The organism is Flavobacteriaceae bacterium GSB9, from assembly GCA_022749295.1.
Classification (GTDB): domain Bacteria; phylum Bacteroidota; class Bacteroidia; order Flavobacteriales; family Flavobacteriaceae; genus Flavisericum.
The window spans coordinates 1,972,404-1,991,322 of the sequence record CP062007.1; the positions used below are offsets into that span (position 1 = coordinate 1,972,404).

At 36.3% G+C, this 18,919-nt stretch carries 15 protein-coding genes; 6 read left to right on the plus strand and 9 right to left on the minus strand.

From position 1 onward, the window contains the following. Window positions 1-2: 2 nt before the first annotated feature. Window positions 3-1,115, plus strand: coding sequence for a hypothetical protein (locus GSB9_01726; GenBank protein ID UKM65164.1), 1,113 nt, complete (start codon window positions 3-5; stop codon window positions 1,113-1,115). A gap of 25 nt (window positions 1,116-1,140) precedes the next feature. Here GSB9_01726 and GSB9_01727 read toward each other — a convergent pair whose 3' ends face one another. Continuing rightward, window positions 1,141-1,641, minus strand: coding sequence for a hypothetical protein (locus GSB9_01727; protein ID UKM65165.1), 501 nt, complete (start codon window positions 1,639-1,641; stop codon window positions 1,141-1,143). Between the two features lies 1 nt (window position 1,642). Continuing rightward, complete coding sequence (locus GSB9_01728; protein ID UKM65166.1) at window positions 1,643-2,221, minus strand: HupE/UreJ family protein; 579 nt, start codon at window positions 2,219-2,221, stop codon at window positions 1,643-1,645. A gap of 361 nt (window positions 2,222-2,582) precedes the next feature. On the opposite strand from GSB9_01728, the gene GSB9_01729 reads away from it, so the two are divergent. Both GSB9_01729 and GSB9_01730 read left to right on the plus strand, forming a co-directional pair. Further along, window positions 2,583-4,790, plus strand: a complete 2,208-nt coding sequence (locus GSB9_01729; GenBank protein UKM65167.1) for a T9SS type A sorting domain-containing protein — start codon at window positions 2,583-2,585, stop codon at window positions 4,788-4,790. 183 nt (window positions 4,791-4,973) lie between these two features. Then, entirely contained in the window at window positions 4,974-5,828 is an 855-nt protein-coding gene (locus GSB9_01730) for a glycosyltransferase (protein ID UKM65168.1), read from the plus strand. A gap of 39 nt (window positions 5,829-5,867) precedes the next feature. Here the strand turns inward: GSB9_01730 and GSB9_01731 are convergent, their stop codons facing one another. The 3 genes from GSB9_01731 to GSB9_01733 form a co-directional block, all read right to left on the minus strand. Beyond that, window positions 5,868-8,240, minus strand: a complete 2,373-nt coding sequence (locus tag GSB9_01731) for a T9SS type A sorting domain-containing protein (protein UKM65169.1) — start codon at window positions 8,238-8,240, stop codon at window positions 5,868-5,870. A 94-nt stretch (window positions 8,241-8,334) separates the two neighbouring features. Next, window positions 8,335-9,144: a DNA/RNA non-specific endonuclease gene (locus GSB9_01732; protein UKM65170.1), complete on the minus strand. Its 810-nt coding sequence runs from the start codon at window positions 9,142-9,144 to the stop codon at window positions 8,335-8,337. Continuing rightward, window positions 9,144-10,817 carry an alkaline phosphatase family protein gene (locus tag GSB9_01733; protein UKM65171.1) on the minus strand — a complete coding sequence of 558 codons (1,674 nt, stop codon included), beginning with the start codon at window positions 10,815-10,817 and terminating at the stop codon, window positions 9,144-9,146. The genes GSB9_01732 and GSB9_01733 overlap by 1 nt, the downstream gene beginning before the upstream one ends. A 106-nt stretch (window positions 10,818-10,923) precedes the next feature. Between GSB9_01733 and GSB9_01734 the strand changes: the two genes are divergently transcribed. Both GSB9_01734 and GSB9_01735 read left to right on the plus strand, forming a co-directional pair. Next, complete coding sequence (locus tag GSB9_01734) at window positions 10,924-11,661, plus strand: ABC transporter permease (protein ID UKM65172.1); 738 nt, start codon at window positions 10,924-10,926, stop codon at window positions 11,659-11,661. Continuing rightward, a complete protein-coding gene (locus tag GSB9_01735) occupies window positions 11,661-12,428 on the plus strand; it encodes an ATP-binding cassette domain-containing protein (GenBank protein UKM65173.1) in 768 nt (255 codons plus the stop codon). The genes GSB9_01734 and GSB9_01735 overlap by 1 nt, the downstream gene beginning before the upstream one ends. A 190-nt stretch (window positions 12,429-12,618) precedes the next feature. On the opposite strand, the gene GSB9_01736 is transcribed toward GSB9_01735, so the two are convergent. The 4 genes from GSB9_01736 to GSB9_01739 all read right to left on the minus strand — a co-directional run bounded on the left by GSB9_01736 (window position 12,619) and on the right by GSB9_01739 (window position 18,308). Beyond that, window positions 12,619-15,024 carry a glycoside hydrolase family 88 protein gene (locus GSB9_01736; GenBank protein ID UKM65174.1) on the minus strand — a complete coding sequence of 802 codons (2,406 nt, stop codon included), beginning with the start codon at window positions 15,022-15,024 and terminating at the stop codon, window positions 12,619-12,621. Window positions 15,025-15,086: 62 nt separating this feature from the next. Next, entirely contained in the window at window positions 15,087-16,553 is a 1,467-nt protein-coding gene (locus GSB9_01737) for a DUF389 domain-containing protein (GenBank protein ID UKM65175.1), read from the minus strand. 2 nt (window positions 16,554-16,555) lie between these two features. After that, complete coding sequence (locus tag GSB9_01738) at window positions 16,556-17,635, minus strand: mannose-1-phosphate guanylyltransferase (protein ID UKM65176.1); 1,080 nt, start codon at window positions 17,633-17,635, stop codon at window positions 16,556-16,558. Between the two features lie 76 nt (window positions 17,636-17,711). Further along, window positions 17,712-18,308, minus strand: coding sequence for an ImmA/IrrE family metallo-endopeptidase (locus GSB9_01739; GenBank protein ID UKM65177.1), 597 nt, complete (start codon window positions 18,306-18,308; stop codon window positions 17,712-17,714). A 206-nt stretch (window positions 18,309-18,514) separates the two neighbouring features. On the opposite strand from GSB9_01739, the gene GSB9_01740 reads away from it, so the two are divergent. Continuing rightward, a complete protein-coding gene (locus GSB9_01740; GenBank protein ID UKM65178.2) occupies window positions 18,515-18,919 on the plus strand; it encodes a DUF1801 domain-containing protein in 405 nt (134 codons plus the stop codon).

The following is an 18,919-nucleotide window of genomic DNA, read 5'->3' on the forward strand; positions in this document are numbered from 1 at the left end:
CTATGATAAATTTCAAAAAAACGTTTCTATTATATCTGCTTTGTTCTTTTTCTACCATAACTGCATTGGCACACATAGAAGAGGTATACAGCTTAGAAGGTACCATAGGGGATAGAGAGGTAATTATGGAGATTAGAAATGTTGAGGGCTATTACAATGGCAGATATTGTTTCCGTGATGAAAAAAAACCTATCTATATGGAGGTTGAATTTGATTCTCTTACATTTACTCTAAAATCGCTACGATACAACCAGAAAACAAATAAACAGGAATTATATAACAAGATTGTTATAACCGAAGATTCTCTAAATAATTGGCACGGAGAACAAATAACTTCAGATAGCAAGATAAAAAAGGTTTTCCTGCGCCCTATTAAAACAACGCAACCTGTACCTCATGCACTAAATAGCGAAAAATTAAAAAAGAAATTATCACCATACAATTACAGTCTTCTTAGAGATATAGAATATAAACCAATATCTGTTCAAAAATTTAAAAAAGGAATAAAAATAGAATGGCTTAACGAAACAATTTCGCATACCAAACTATTCCGTTTTATTGAAGGGTTTTCAGATTCTACAATGGTTAAAATAAATAATTATCTTGAAAGCTTTTTTATAAAAGATATACTAAACGCATATAATTATGAAAATTACGAAACAGAAATAAATATTTCCTATGTGAGCCCTTATATACTTAGCATGGTTGAGTCAACAAAGAGCAGCATAAGCAACACCAAAGCAACTGCCTCTATTACCTATTTAACTTTAGATTTAAAGAACCTTAAGAAGTTAAATATTGAAGATTTACTTTGGCTGGGAGAAGGGACAACGCCTCGCAATGGATCTCGTGAATATTTTAAATATCGAAGTGAGGTTTTTGAAAAAAAGATAAGAGAATATATAATTGATTCTTACGCAAAAGAAATAAATAATTCAAAGTGTATTTATACTCATGAAAAAACGTTTCGTTTTCCTGATTTTTATCTCACCAAGAAAGGCATTGTTCTCATGTTAAATCATTACAAGCTCAGTGAAGCTTGCAAGAAGCAAACATGGGCAGTTTTGCGCTACAAAGACTTTGCTAAGAAATGGAACAAGAAGTATTTTAAATAAAGGGGAGCAGGTTTTATTTCACACCTTATAAATGAAACACATGGAATGGCTTAGTTACGCTAAAAAGAACGATTTCTTTTTGGGGTTTTAACTCAAAATGGATAATATTGGATTGATTATCAAAAGCATCAAACATCAAGGTATTTATCACTTTAATATCTTCTTTTGATTTGATATTGAAATTATTCAAAATAAATTTTACTTGTAAAACATTATCATCAGAGTGTTTCATATATACCGTTTTACAGGAAACTTCTTTAGCACCTTCATAAATGGAAAATTTTTTTCTGAAATAATCCATAAACATTTCTCTATTCGACTGTTCTGTAATATTATCTTCGTTAATTGGGGTATGGTAAAGTTCGGCGAGATGTTTTGCTAAATCATCGGTAAAGAAATTTATCAGCAAGAAGCTTTTTTGTTGGTCATTATCATAAAATATACGTCCGGTAGTCATCTTTATGGGATGGGCTTCAGCAAAAGCAAAAGAAAATACGAGTATCGAAAATAAAATAAACCGTTTCATTTTATAATTGATTTAAAATTAAAGAAATTGATAGTGCTGCTCCCGCTCCGCTAAAAAAAATCTTCCAATCTCTATGTACGCCTTTAAAAAGATTGGTATATACAAATAATAGTACTAAAAATACAGCTACTATTGTTAACTGACCAATTTCTATGCCTAAATTAAATCCGAACAGCGGTAAGGCGATGGAACCGTCTTGAATCCCCATCATCATAGACCTAAAAAAGTTGGAAAAACCCATGCCGTGTATCAAACCAAAAAAAAGAGCCAACAAATAATTTAGACCAAATTTTGAATTTATTTTCTGTTTTGCAGTAATATTGAACATACTGGTAAGAAAGATTGTAATTGGAATTAATAATTCAACCGCCGTTTGGTTTACTCGAATAATATCCAATGAAGAAAGTGCCAAAGTAACCGAATGTCCTATTGTAAAAGCCGTAACAAGAATTAATATTTTTTTTATTTCATTCAATTGATAAAAAGAGCATAAGGTTACTACAAACAACATATGGTCAAAACCTTTAGGGTCTGTTATGTGTCGAATCCCTTCTGCCAAATAAAAGCTTAACTCATTCATATGATTTACTTTAGAAAATAAAAACTTAAAAAAAACCAACCTAATACAACTAAGATAGATTATATGTCAAATTGTATTTCAGTTAATCAAAAATTACAAAACATGATGGATTTATCTTCTATTTTTCAAAATATTTGCAAATATAAATTTATAACGGGTAAGTACAGGACGGAAAGTTGTAAAACCATAAATATTTTTGTTATAAATTGCTAAATTAAGTATATTTAATACGCTTGCAAACCATCAACCAAACTAATTTGTGTCACTGGAACAGTAATCAACTTAATAAAACGGTTAACATACATGCTCCAGCACCCAACAGTATAACTAAACATCATATCTTAATCTTAAAAGCTGATTCATGAAAACGAAGCTTACCATTAAAAACACGCTATTAACCCACCAAGTTATGGTTGAAAAATTATTAAAAAACAGGTTACTTATGAGCCTGTCTTTGATCTGTATCATGACGCTTTGGAGTTTTACACTTCACGGACAACGTTACATGGAAAACCTTGACAGAGGAGTATTTGCCATGGAAACTGGCACTAACTCAGTATTGGTCAGTTGGCGAATTCTCGGCACAGAATATGCCCAGAATGCTACCTATAACGTATATCGAGGGTCAACAAAAATTGCATCAAACCTGAGTGTTTCAAATTATATCGATACACAGGCATTCTTTCCTGGCAATTATAGTGTAGCAGCTGTCATTGACGGAACAGAGCAAGAACGTTCAGCAGGTAAAGCCCGTATATCAGGAGCGTATTTTACTATTCCAGTAAGATCGGTTAATGGTGGTTACAACACTCATCATTTAAATGATGCTTCTGTTGGCGATTTAGATGGAGACGGCGAATACGAAATTGTTATAAAAAGACTTTCAAATGATGAATCTCCTAATTCACCCTACAACCACTACCTTGAAGCTTATGAACTTGATGGTACATTTATGTGGGCCGTTGATTTGGGGCCTAATTTATTACATGCGGTAGAGGTGAACTTTTTGGTGTATGATTTTGATAATGACGGTAAGGCCGAAGTTGCCACTAGAACATCAGATGGCATGATTGATGGCTTAGGTAATAATATTGGCGACAGAGATGAAGACGGATTTATCGATTATCGTGCTTCAGCGGTACAAAATGGGCCTTTTTGGTTTAGAACCTATGGCCCTGATTATATATCAATATTTGATGGTCAAACCGGTGAAGAGATTGCATGGGACTTTTACATCAGTTTAACCCCTATAGAACAATGGGGACGACCAGGCCAAAACCTTTCTCAACTTGGCCACAGAGCTACCAAGTGTATGTGGGCAGTTGCTTATCTTGATGGTGTAAATCCAAGTATTGTAATTGGCAGGGGAATTTATGAACGTATAAAACTTGAAGCATGGAATTTTGGAAATGGAACTTTGACAAAGGAATGGGCTTGGGATAGTAGTCCTAACGGGATAGCCTCTGATTATCACGGACAAGGCAACCACAATCTTGCTGCCGGCGATGTTGATGGCGATGGTAGAGATGAGATAACCTACGGAGGTATGACCGTTGACGAAAACGGTAATGGCCTTTACTCTACCACTTTTGGTCATGGCGATGCTGCGCATTTAGCAGATATTAATCCTAATATTGACGGTATGGAATATTTTAGCTGCCAAGAGCATGCTGGAGGATCAGTTCCCGGCATATCAATAAGAAATGCCATGACTGGTGAAGTACAATGGGCAAACTGGTCAAGTGGTGATATAGGAAGATGTATGGCTGCCGATGTAGATGCAAACCACAAAGGTATGGAAGTATGGGGGTCTGATGGTTCTGGTCTTCGTAGCTGTACTGGTCAACTTATATCAACCTCAATACCAACTACCGCAGGAGGTGGAAATTCTTATAATTTTGGTGTCTGGTGGGATGGTGATGTTCAACGTGAAATACTCGATAGAACTGTAATTACCAAATGGAATGGAAATGGTACAGACAGGGTAGCTACTTTATATAATATAGCATCAATTTCTGACAATAACGGTTCTAAATCCAATCCTTGCCTTATGGCTGATATTTTAGGAGATTGGCGAGAAGAAGTTATTTACAGGCTTTCTGATAATACTGGTCTGGCTGTTTTTGTTACGCCTTACCCAACAGAGCAAAGAATGTACACTTTAATGCATGACCCTAACTACAGATCTGCTATTGCATGGCAGATGAATTCATATAACCAGCCTCCTAATCTTAGTTTTTATTTTGGCGGCGGAATGGATACACCACCTGCTCCTAATATCCAATTGGTTACCGGGGGAACATTAGATGTGGCTGAAAAGAACATAACAGAAGGCATAAATATTTATCCAAATCCTTCTAATGGTATTTATGATATTAATCTTCCTATGTCCATTAGTAATGTCAGTAGTGAATTATATAACACTAATGGCGCTTTGATTTCTATACAAAATCATGAATTAAACGGAAAAAACTTCCAACTGGATATTACAGATAAACCTTCTGGATTGTATTTCTTAAAAATTAATTTGTCTGAACCTGTAACCTTAAAGATTATTAAAACGGACTAATTAAGCTTTCAAAATACAATAAAAAAATAGTAAATAGCCAAAAATGGCCAATTCTAAAAAAAACAAGAATTGGTCCGTTTTTGGTTATTTTATTTCAAGATATATTACCATCTACATCGAAATTGTAATAAATTGAAATCTTAATTAATTGGATTTTGTGTTTTTTATATTGAGATTTACAAAATGAAATTTTGTATAATCATACCTGCACACAACGAAGAAAGTTCTATTGGGCTAACTCTAGACTCCCTTTTAAACCAGTCTCTTCTGCCTAAACAAGTGGTTATTGTTAACGACAACTCAACAGACAACACGCAGGACATCGTTGAGGCTTACACCGAAAAATACAACTTTATTTCGTTGGTAAATTCAAAATCTTCAAACCAGCACTTGCCAGGTTCAAAAATCATTAATGCCTTTTATAAAGGTTATGAGATTTTAGATGATGATTATGATGTGATTTGTAAATTTGATGCCGATTTAATTTTTCCAAAAGATTATTTAGAACAACTCGTCATTCATTTTAACAACAACCCAAAACTAGGCATGGCCTCTGGTTTTTGCTATATTGAAAGAAAAGGTGACTGGGTTTTAGAAAATTTAACCCGAAAAGACCACATTCGCGGGGCCTTGAAAGCTTACAGAAAAGCATGCTTTTTAGAAATGGGAAAACTAAAACCTTCCATGGGATGGGATACTGTGGATGAGCTTTTGGCAAAATACTACGGTTGGGATATTTTAACGGACGAATCATTACACGTTAAACATCTCAAACCAACAGGAATAAGCTACAACAAAGCTTCAAAATACTTACAGGGTGAAGCCATGTACAAAATGCGTTATGGCTTTCTAATCACCTTTATTTCTGCCCTAAAACTGGCTTACAAAAAAGGTAGTTTCTCTTTGTTTAAAGATTATTTGATAGGTTATTTTAAAGCAAAAAAAGAAAAAATCAAATTTTTAGTTTCAGAAGATGAAGGGAAATTTATTCGCAACCTACGTTGGAAAGGGATGTTAAACAAAAGAGGTGCAAATTAGTGTTTTGCACCTCTCTTCTCTTATATTTACTCTATACGCTTAATTTATAACCAATCTTCTTACAATACTTTCCCCCGTTCTGTTATCAGTAACACGAACAAAATAAATTCCATTTTGGTACTCACTAACATCTAGAACTACTTTTTTATTCGCTGTTCGATAATCCTTACTCACCAACAGTACGTTTCTCAGACTGTAAATACCAACATTAACATCTGCATTCGCAATGCCTTTATAATCTACATTTATTGAGCCCTTTGAAGGGTTAGGGTAAACCGATACTCTACTAGAACTTGCTTGAGTTTTAATTACTGAAATTGAATTTGATAGGCTAAAGCACCCCGATAAGCCTGAAATTAAATGATCTCCTTCATCAGGTGGCGTAAACCCTTCAAGACCATCTTCATAACTTAAATGCCAAATTAAAGAAGTACCTGCTTCAGTCTCATCAAAATTAACATCTGAATAATTTTCAGGTAAACCCAAAATAACCGTGGCATCCTCATTAGTTATTACCCAGGCAGAGTTTGTACCCAAATTACCTTCTAGCATGATACCATCGACGGGAATTTTATCTTCATTACCGTCACCTACTGTAAAGCTAAAACTATTTTCTGTTCCTCCAGTAATTGTCCCTCCATCAACTTCAGTTCTAACAACAGAAATTGAATTGGACAAAGCAAAGCATCCCATAAGGTCATCTGCATTTTCTACACCTTCAAAACTAACATTATCTTCATAACTTAAGTGCCAAACCAAGCACAGGCCTGCTGGAGCCTCGTCAAAATTCACATCGTATGGCGATGCTGGCAATCCCAAAATGTTACCCTCTGAATCCGTTACCACCCAGGCAGAGTTCGTGCCACTGTTCCCCGAAAGCGTGATGGCTCCATCTGGAATATTATCAACTGCTCCATCTCCCACGCAAAACTCAAATGGGCCCCCTTCTAGGGTGCCTCCTGTTGGCTGTTGGTACCTATTGACCTCTATGGGGTTCGTCAACGCATAACACCCCATTAACTCGTTAGCGTTGGCAATGTCCAAACTTACGTTGTCCTCATAACTTAAGTGCCAAACCAAGCACAGGCCTGCTGGCGCCTCATCAAAATTCACATCGTATGGCGACGCTGGCAATCCCAAAATGTTACCCTCTGAATCCGTTACCACCCAGGCAGAGTTCGTGCCACTGTTCCCCGAAAGCGTGATGGCTCCATCTGGAATATTATCAACTGCTCCATCTCCCACGCAAAACTCAAATGGGCCCCCTTCTAGGGTGCCTCCTGTTGGCTGTTGGTACCTATTGACTTCTATGGGGTTCGTCAACGCATAACACCCCATTAACTCGTTAGCGTTGGCAATATCCAAACTTACGTTGTCCTCATAACTTAAGTGCCAAACCAAGCACAGGCCTGCTGGAGCCTCGTCAAAATTCACATCGTATGGCGATGCTGGCAATCCCAAAATGTTACCCTCTGAATCCGTTACCACCCAGGCAGAGTTCGTTCCACTGTTCCCCGAAAGCGTGATGGCTCCATCTGGAATATTATCAACTGCTCCATCTCCCACGCAAAACTCAAATGGGCCCCCTTCTAGGGTGCCTCCTGTTGGCTGTTGGTACCTATTGACCTCTATGGGGTTCGTCAACGCATAACACCCCATTAACTCGTTAGCGTTGGCAATATCCAAACTTACGTTGTCCTCATAACTTAAGTGCCAAACCAAGCACAGGCCTGCTGGCGCCTCATCAAAATTCACATCGTATGGCGATGCTGGCAATCCCAAAATGTTACCCTCTGAATCCGTTACCACCCAGGCCGAGTTCGTGCCACTGTTCCCCGAAAGCGTGATGGCTCCATCTGGAATATTATCAACTGCTCCATCTCCCACGCAAAACTCAAATGGGCCCCCTTCTAGGGTGCCTCCTGTTGGCTGTAAAAACCTTTCAACCATAATGGGTTCAGACAAATGAAACCTTCCCACAATATCATTAATATTTTTTGTAAACTTACCTTGACCGGAAGGATCAATCAAAGGTTTTATACCGTTATAAGCAAGATGATAAATTAAACATATTCCCACTTCAGCATCATCAAAATTGATATCTGAAGGGTTATCGGGCAAGGCTAAAATATCGCCGTCTTCATCAGTGACAATCCATTGCTTTACTCGTCCTGAAGCATTTTCTAGTATGACGTCTACATAATCGGGTTCGCCATCACCAACACATACACTGTTATAGGTTTCGCCATCAGCAAAAGTAATATCCCCTCCATATACGGTTGCATTTTCATTGGAATTATGATTTTGAGCCGTAAGACTAAATATCCCAATCAAAAATAATGGTAAAAAGAGAAAGGTTTTACTGAATTTTAAAACGTGATTTGGGGTTCTCGAGAGTATCTTCACTTTCATAACTAATTGATTAACAAATTAATATTCCCTATAAGTTATGAAAAAAGTAAATTATATCACTATTTAAGATTTCAAATGCAAATATCATCGACAATTAGTTAAAACTCCAGTTTTTATATACACTAGAAGCCTCCAATTTGTTTTCAATGCCATCTTCAAGTTCTGGAAAAAAATCAATTGCGGTAAGTTTTTCAATAGAGTCGATAGAAACCACAAATTCGTATAATGGTTTATTTGAGTCGGCATGTGGAATCAAAAATGCAATCATTTTGGGGTTGGTGCTGTTATTATCAATCAAAATCTTATAAAATTGATTGGGTACTGAAACATTTTCATCTCCAATACGTTTCATATCGTCATTGAAAATACCGCCTGTAACTACAAAAACGCCATCGTATTTGTTGGCCCAATAGCGTACTTTCTGTTCTAAGCTGTTCCAAATACCAGCATTAAACTTGTGCTGCTGCGGACTAATATTACTTGTTAAAAAAGTTTCATTGTATGCTTGCTCACTGTAACGTCTATCGCCTGCTGGACAAAGATGTCCGCGGTCGTAACCAGAGTTTTTGTAGTTACGCCAATGGGCTGCACCGGTTTTTACGGCTTCGTCAATTTCAAAATAAGGCCGTTTATAATTGGTTCTGGATAAATGCGATTTTTTTAGTTCGTATGCTACCCATTCAGCCTGCTCGTGGACTTCGCTATAAGACAAAGAATAACCGTAATGATGCACAACTTGTCCGGTTGTACTGGTTGGTAATAAGTATTCGTTGGTTTCTGTTTTTATGGTTTTACCATCGGCAACTACTTCGGCTTTTTCTTCTTCCTCTAAAAAATGCTCATAGCCATAAATCGCAACAACAATAACAATGGCGATAATCGAATAAATCGTTCTTTTACTCATTATTCAAAAACAAACTCCAATGGCTGACCAATGGAGGCATTGGGAAAACTAATACCCAAAAGTGTAGAAATTGTAGGAGCTATATCAGTAATCTCTGTTTTCTTTAAGGTTTGCCCGTGCTTAATACCTTTTCCGTAAAACAACAAAGGTACATGCGTGTCGTAATTTAATCCCGTTCCATGAGCAGTACCTGTTCTGTTCCATGAGACATCTTTAAAAACAGAAGGATTGTACACAAACAATACATCGCCCGAACGTTTTTGATGATGGCCATTCTGTAATAAAGTTTCAATATAACCCTCAGGGACTTCCAGTTGATTGATACCGGAAGTAACATACACCTTGTCAATCAATTCATATTCCAATAGCTTTTTAGCCACATCTTCCTTAATGACTTCTAATTGTAATTTATTTTTATCAATAGCTTCATGGTCTAAAAATATTTGATAATTTATTCTACTTAAAACCAAATTAGAAACGCCATACTTTTTTAGCAACATGGCATTAAGGTCTTTATGCATCTCACTTTCATTAAAAAAGCCTGCAGGTATTTTTTTTGATTTCAAATAACCGGGCGCATAGGGCGCACCATGGTCAGAGGTTAAAAATACCGTGTACTGCCCAACACCAACTTTCTGATCCAACGTATTGAACAGCCTTTCTAGATCCAAATCCAACCTTAAATAGGTATCTTCCGTTTCTATTGCATTAACCCCAAACTTATGGCCTACTTTATCAGTACTTGAGTAACTTATAGTTAAAACATCTGTATAATTGTCTTTTCCCAATTGTTCTCCTTCAATGGCAGCTATAACAAAATCTGTAATTAAACTGTTTCCATAAGGTGAATGGCCAATAGCATCATATACCCCATTATCATCTTTAAGTCGGTTCAAATCGTGTGGAAATACAGATGTTCTTTTCCCTTTAAAACTACCCTCATAAGGATTCAAATCACTTCCGCTTTCGGTGTAGGTTTCTATATCGTAAAGTGTGTTCCATTCTTTAAAATAAGACTCAGCAATATTCGACTTATTGAAGTTGTATACCCATTTTGGTAATTTTTCCATATAAAACGAACTGGTTATCCAATTACCCGAACCATCGTGTTCATAATCTAGCCAATAAGCCGCATTAGCGGTGTGTCCAGCAGGTAAAATAGCACCTCTATGTTTGAATGATACACCAATGGTTTTCCCTCGAAACTGGGTGAACAATCTGTTTTCGTCAGCAAAGGTGGTCGCCAACATTCTGTGTGGCGATTTTTTACCATCCTTACTTTGTGTCCCAATGGGATTTACCGTATTATCTTCAACGCAATTTACGTTTTTTCTTAACCTTTTATCAAACCAATCATTACCCAAAATACCATGGTATTTTGGCGTTGTTCCTGTGAAAATGGAAGCATGCCCTGGCCCTGTTTTTGTTGGCACATAATTATAGTGATTGTTCTTACAGTTATAACCTTCATTTACCAAACGCTTAAAACCACCATCGCCAAATTTATTATAGAAACGAGTTAAATAATCGTACCGCATTTGGTCTACTACAATACCAACAACCAATTTAGGTTTTGATGACTCATTGGCGTGTTTTGCTGAAACCACATGGTTTTGCGATTTAGAGGAAAGTCCAACGGCCAAAATAAAAACAGCTATTAATGTATTTTTCATCTTCATTTTAATTTTGACCAAAAATAAATATTTAAACACATCATTATTTAAAATTAAAGTTAAATACCTCTAACTTTTTTTTACTTTAGCATAGACAAATTTGTATATGACTTACCTTAAAAACATTGGCGCCTATTTTTTAATGGTTATCGAAATGTTTCGAAAACCCACCAAATGGTCGGTTATGAAAACATTAATACTCAAAGATATCGACGACCTCATTATAGGCTCTCTTGGTATTATAGCTTTTATATCATTTTTTGTTGGAGGAGTTATTACCATACAAACCGCATTAAATATAGACAACCCACTTATCCCCAGATACCTGGTTGGGTTTGCCACCAGACAGTCTGTTGTTTTGGAGTTTGCTCCTACTTTTACATCCATTATCATGGCCGGCAAGGTAGGGTCGTTCATCACTTCCAGCATAGGCACCATGCGCGTTACCGAGCAGATTGACGCACTCGAAGTGATGGGGATAAACTCGTTAAATTATCTGGTTTTTCCTAAAACCATCGCCTTAATGTTATACCCTTTTGCTATAGCTATTGGTATGTTTTTGGGTATTCTAGGCGGTATGGCGGCATGTGTTTTTGGAGGGTATTCCTCTTTAGAAGATTACATTATGGGTATACAAACAGATTTTGAAGCCTTCCATATTATTTATGCGTTTATAAAAACATTTGTTTTCGCCATTTTACTGGCTACCATTCCTTCATATTACGGTTACTATATGAAAGGAGGTGCACTTGAAGTTGGCAAAGCTAGCACAACAGCTTTTGTTTGGACTTCGGTTGCCATTATATTATTGAATTATTTATTAACCGATATGCTGCTAGGATAATGATTGAAGTTAAAGATTTACATAAATCGTTCGGTGACGCCCATATTCTAAAAGGCATTAGTACAACATTTGAAAAAGGAAAAACAAGCCTTGTCATTGGCCAGAGTGGTTCAGGAAAAACCGTGTTTTTAAAATGTTTATTAGGCCTATTTAATTATGAAAAAGGGTGTATTGCCTATGACGGAAAGATTTTTTCGCAACTATCGGAAGACCAAAAGCGCAACCTACGTGCAAAAATAGGCATGGTTTTTCAAGGTAGTGCTCTTTTTGATTCTATGACCATTGAAGAAAACGTTATGTTTCCGTTAAAAATGTTCACAAAAATGAGCAAAAGTGAAATGCAAGACCGAGCAAACTTTGTTCTTAAACGTGTTAACCTAGAAAACGCGAATAAAAAAATGCCTAGTGAAGCCTCGGGCGGGATGCAGAAACGCGTAGCTATTGCTCGTGCCATTGTAAACAAACCTAAATACTTGTTTTGCGACGAACCTAATTCAGGACTTGACCCGAAAACAGCCATTGTAATTGACAATCTAATCCAGGAAATTACAGATGAGTACCAAATTATTACCGTAATAAACTCTCACGACATGAATTCGGTGATGGAAATTGGTGAGAAAATTGTGTTCTTAAAAAATGGGATTAAGGAATGGGAAGGATCTAACGAAACTATTTTCAAAACAGACAACAAAGCGGTTACCGATTTTGTTTATTCTTCAGAATTATTTAAAAAAGTACGAAAAATGTACTTGGAAGAAAATCAGTAATTTGTTTCTTTTTTGCTGCTGTAAGGATTCTTTATAAACAACTTTAAGTCTGAAATGCTTTTTTGGGTTTTCTTTGCCCCTTCATGAACTAGGTTATTTTCGAAATAATTTAGTTATGTTTTTCCTATGATGCTAACCGTAGTGTATTTCTGTAAAGATTTTTTACATTTTAACGGCTTTATTGTTGGTGTTAAGGCTTTTCTAAAATTACACCTACAACATTAGAATCGTAATTTGTGTAAGTGTGCCAAGGTCCGTATAGCCATAATAGCACTTTATATCCATTATCTGCAACAACTATTGGACGGATATTTCTATAATTTGAATTAGACGTAATTGGTTTCCAATTAATCGTTGAGATATCGTCATTAGGACCAATGTTAGCTTGATATATTTCGTGGGTTCCGCCTAGGTCCTCACCAGTTGATGGATTAACATCTGTTGAAATAAAGATATTGGTAACATCGGTAGGATCAAATGCCATTAAACCGGTATAGCTGCTTTCAATCTTGTACAAACATTTTCCTGCATAAGCAATTTCACGATCATTCCATTTTTTGCCATCCCAAGACGATATTCTAAACCTGTGATCACTATCGTTTAAGTAAAGTGTATACCCAATATGTGGGTTATTATCACTATCTTTCTGCATAGCACATGTCCAAGCACTATTTGGCACACTTTCATTTACCACTGGCTTTTTCTTGGTTTCACTGCCTTGATAGAGTTTTTCGCCCTCTATAGTAACTAATGGACCTTCATCTAAACTTTTAATTTTTGTACCATCAACCTTATAAAAATTATTGTCACGATATTCTACATAATACAAACTATTACCATACTTTCTGGGATGGCCATCAGTATAAGAGACACCTATTGTATTGTCATCTAATTGCATATATCTTGCGTAAGGTCGTTGAAAACCCGTAACATCATTCACTATAAAATGGGTTCTATTCCCCCATGTTTCTCCATGATTGTCTGAGGTTATAAAAGCAGGATTAAACGTTAGTCCATCCCTAAAGAAATTGTAAAGTAGACCTTCGTTTTTTAAATAAAATAAATTCATATAGGTTACGCCCACTTTACTATCGTAATGATGATGAAATTCTTTAGGCCTTCCCCATTTTAAATAATTGTTGGGTGCTGAAATATTGTAATGATGAATTTTTTCATTCACATGTTTTGCCCAAACGGCCAGTAAACTGCCATCTGGTCTTTTATACAAAGCAGGAACATCATGATCGTCTTTCTGAAAGTTTTTGCTTAAAACTAAAGTACTATCTATTTTCTCCTTTTTAAGGTCGTAAACTCCCAATCTTACATCGCCGCTCTGCCCACTTATGCCTCCCATAACCAATTTGTCGTTACTTATAACAGCTCTTGGATCTTGGTACCAGCACCAACCGCCATCTTCCATAAAAGTTGTATGGTTGGTTACTTTCTCAATGGGATAGAATTTATTAAGGTACTTATAAAGTTCTGAACTTGCCGCCAAAAATGCACCGATACCATAAACCTCGGTATAGTCTTTAAAACTTTCTCCTGGTGCTGCACCAATGGGTTGCACATAGCCCAACATACCTTCTTCATTTACACATTTCTCGAGTGCATTATAGGCTTTCAGCAATACAGGTTCGTAAATAGCCTTGTCCAACAAGCCATTATTAACGCCCCAAGTTAGTCCAAAAGTAAAAAACGATGTACCACTGGTCTCCACATTAGGGTAATCTTTTATGTCGCCCAATAAACCGGCAGACCAAGTTCCGTCTGGCCTCTGTATTTTAATTAAAGTCTCGGCCATTTTTTTAAACAAATTCACGTAAAATGCCTTACCCTGCCAATCATCAGGCAATTCGGGAATTATATTGGCCAGTCCACCAAAAACCCAACCGTTTCCTCTAGCCCAAAATATTTTGTTACCGTTCTTTTCTGTTTGATTAAAATACGATTTATCACGGAAAAACAGTTGCTCATTAGCATCCCAAAGTTCATCATAAGTCATGCGGTACTGCTTATCCATATACTCTAAATAAGTACTATCTTTTGTAATTCTAGCTAATTTTGCCCAAACGGGAGGCGCCATAAAAAGGGCATCGCACCAATCCCAATGGTACTCTTTTCCTTTTTCACTTTTCATTATGGAATCGAAACGTTCCTTAGTAGGTTGCAGCATTTCCTTTCTCCCGTTTACCCGCCTTAAGTTAAGGTATGTTTGGCCAACAGTGTGATCGTCTGCATGGTACATTCTTTTGTGTAGTCTCCAGTTATTCCGTTCCCCCATTCGTATAAGCCAATTGATGTATTTAGGGTCGTGAGACACTTTGCTTAACTCAAACATTCCAGCATAAAGAGCTCCATTAGTCCAATCTAATTCATGGTGTTTCTCTCGGTTTTGCCAAGGCTGTCTTTCGCCAGAAGGCAAAGCTCTATATTTTCCTTGGTCCTCAAAAGTTTCAATTTGCCAATCGGCTACTTTCTCAGCAGTTTTTAATACCGTTTTTGATGAAGGCACTGGCATTTTCTCACTCTGATTTAAACTTTTACATGTAAAGAGAAGTGAAGTCACTATTAAAAAAAATAATACTTGTTTCATATTTTATTTTTATTGAAATGCAATGAGAAGAAAATTTTAAATTATTACAAAACGAATGGAAATCAATTGATGCGCTTTACTACTAAAGTATCTAAGTTAAGCTTAACCCTTAGCCATTTTTCAAGCCTATCTATATCCTTTTTTCTAGTTTCTTCTTTAGCTAAAGAATCTATCCATTTTACTGAAAACACCGAAACAGTGTCTGTTTTAGTAAAATTTGAATTAATGACATTAGCATAAGAAATCTGCTCAACCGTTTCATAATTAATTTTAACTTCCTTGGCAAGTTCTTCAAAGGCGATATAGCCCTTTTCTAGCTTTGAAAGGTTTCTCACCTTATTTTCCAGAAAGGCTATTTTCTGTGTTTGTGACAACAAATCTAAGGAGTCTCTGGTTCTCAGTTCTTCCATGTACCTAAAATTATCTAGGCTTTTAGATTGGTTTTGGTTAATTACCAACTTACAATCTTTCAACGCTCTGTACTCATCCATTCTACTTTGTAAAAGCGCAATTGTAGATTCTGGAATATCGTCCAAACCAAAAGTGTTGAGTTCTATAACAGAGCTCTTTTTATCAGAATACTTAAAAGAGGCATTTCTCTTTAAATAATCGGCATGGGGTAAAGCCGCTAATTCCCTTTCAACAAAATTACTTGCATCCCTTTTAAAATTACTCTCGTTCAAAACTTGCACAAATGTCCATACAGCAGGAATCATCACTACAATTGCAAGCGTTGTTGCAATTCTTGATATACGTCTTCGTTTTACGGAATTGGCATATTTTAGCATGGGAAACCTTAATACCTTTAAAACTAAAAATGTTGCCAACGCAATAAAAATGGTATTAATTGTAAACAAGTACATTGCACCAAGAAAATAATCGAACTTACCCTTAGCCAAACCATAACCAGCAGTACATAATGGTGGCATTAAAGCCGTTGCGATAGCCACTCCAAAAATAACCGATGCAATGGTACCTTTTTTTGTACGTGCAATTATTAATGCCAATCCACCAAAAAACGCTATTAAAACATCTCGAATATCTGGTTTAACTCTTCCTAAAAGCTCTGAAGTATCTTCACTAAGAGGAAACAGCCAAAAGAATAAAAATGCTGTTATTAAACTTAAAACAATCATTATAGCCAAATTAACTAAGGACCGCTTTAAAGTGTCTACATCGTTTATGGCAATGGAAAGCCCTACCCCTAAAATAGGCCCCATTAATGGCGATATTAGCATAGCCCCAATAACCACCGCTGTAGAGTTGGCATTTAACCCAATTGAGGCCACAAAAATGGAACAAACCAAAATCCATGCTGTGGCTCCTTTAAACGAAATATCGGTCTGTATGGCTTTGATAGTAGAATCTCTATCGGTATCGTCTCTAAAATCCAAAAGTTCGCGTAGAAATTTGTTGATACTCGCCACTAACCCTTGAGCATCTTTTTTTACGGCTTCTTTTGATTGCTCAACCTTAGTTTCTTTCTTTTTCTCTTCTTCAGAAAAGTCAAACTTACTTTCTTCGTTCATGATTAGCCATATTGCTCTCCAAACTTGTCTTTAACCTGCTGGAGGGTTTTCTTTATATCTTGTTCTTTTGATTTAGGAAAGATAAGTAAAACTTCGTCTTTATCAACGATAATATAATCTTGAATGCCATCAACAACCACTATTTTATTTTTGCGGGTACTAATCATATTTCCGCTAGCATCTTCGGCTAATGTTCGTGCATTTACAACAGCGTTATTGTTCCCATCTTTATCCAATTTATCGTAAAGACTGCCCCATGTACCTAGATCGTTCCAATCGAAATCTGCGGCGATAACAAATACGTTATTCGATTTTTCCATAATGGCATAATCTACCGATACGTTTTCAGCTTTCGGATAATTCTCTTCTATAAAGGCTGCTTCTTCATTGGTGTTATATACTGAAATCCCTGCTTCAAAATACGCAAAAAGACTGGGTTGGTTTTTCTTAAACGCATCAACAACACTTTTCACACTCCACATAAATATCCCTGCATTCCATAAAAAATTTCCTTGCTCAATGAACTTTTTTGCTGTTTCATAGTCTGGTTTTTCCCTGAATTGGTTTACAGGTTTTATCGCTTCAGACGAAGATTTATCGAATTCAATGTAACCATAGCCTGTGTTTGGAAATGTTGGCTGAATGCCCAAAGTCATTAAGGCATCATTTTTTGAACAGAATTCAAAAGCCTGTTTTACATTACTGGAAAAGGTTTTTTCGTCCTCGATCCAATGGTCGCTAGGCGCAACAATCATTACCGCGTCTGGATTTTCTTTTTGTATTTTCAACGAGGCATACAAAATACATGGTGCCGTGTTACGCATGGCGGGCTCTAAAACTACTTGCTTTTGGGCAACTTCTGGTAATTGCTCTAGTACCAAATCGTTGTAGCGTTCGTTGGTTAAAATATAAATGTTTTCTTTAGGTATTAAATCGGCCAAGCGATGGAATGTTTTCTGTATTAATGTATCTCCTGTCCCCAACATATCATGAAATTGCTTAGGGAATTCCTGTGTACTAACTGGCCAAAATCTAGATCCTACTCCTCCTGCCATTAATATGGCGTAATAATTGTTTTTCATTTATTTCCATTTTATTAAAGTGACCGTTTTTTACTTTTTATAATTATAAAGTATCCAAGAAGCCTCTTTACTTCAGTTAATTTAATAATTCTACTTCGGCATTGGGATTGAACAAATACAATTTTCCTGTTTTCACCTCAACGCACTCAAAACGCTTTACACGCTTTTTACCCATTTTAAAAATCCGCCCGTTATACAGCTTAAAGTGTTGCCCAAATGCCACTTCGAAAACAAATTTTTTATCATTTGGTTCGTCAAACTGTTTTAAAGCTAGCGCCAATGCCGCATCTGTATCGCTCGAAGCTTTAGGGTTTTTAAAATGCTTCGCTAATAAAGGTAATAAATTGTGCGGAAAAACTTCAGGATTTAGAAATGGTAGCATTAAATGCTGAAAGGTTCGTTTCCACTCTATACCATGCGGTTTTATAAATCTTCCGTAGGTGTTGTAAGCTTCAAAATGTGCTATTTCATGCACTAAAGTGATTAAAAAACGATACGGATTTAGGTTTGAGTTTATCGTAATTTGATGTTTCCCATTCGGAAATCGCACATAATCTCCATGACGTGTTTTTCGCTCCTTTTTTATTTTAACCAAAAGGTTATCATGTTCCAATAAGTCTAAAACTTTCAACATGGCCTTAGGCGGAATATAGTTTTGAAGCGTTTCTTGCATTACCGCTAAAATAATGGATTTTTAGCAAATAGAAATTTGACTTTACTGAAAAGTTTACTGAAATTGGGCTACAATGTTTAAATAAAAATTGCATAACCGAACGTGTAGAACAATATTTTAAAGAAGGCTGTGGAAGGTGTTCGCTTGGAGGCACACCCAATTGCAAAGTTCACTAATGGACTGAGGCGTTAGAATTATTACGAAGATTGGCTCTACAATGTGGCTTAACCGAAGAAAGTAAATGGGGCATGCCCTATTACACTTTTAACAATAAAAATGTTTTGATGGTTAGCGCCTTTAAACACTATTGTGCCATTAGTTTTTTTAAAGGAGCTTTACTCAACGACACCAAGAACATTTTGGAAAAACCCGGAGAAAACTCACAAGCAGTCCGTTTGATTAAATTCACCTCCTCTGAAAGAATAAAAAAACTTAAAAACGACATAAAAAATGCATTTGAAGCCCTAACCCCAGGGCGACAACGTGGCTACATTCTTTACTTTTCGGCTCCCAAACAATCTAAAACCCGTGTGTCTAGAATTGAAAAGTGCTGTGGCAAAATTTTAAATGACGAAGGGCTACATGATAAATATAAAGGATGGAAAAGGTGA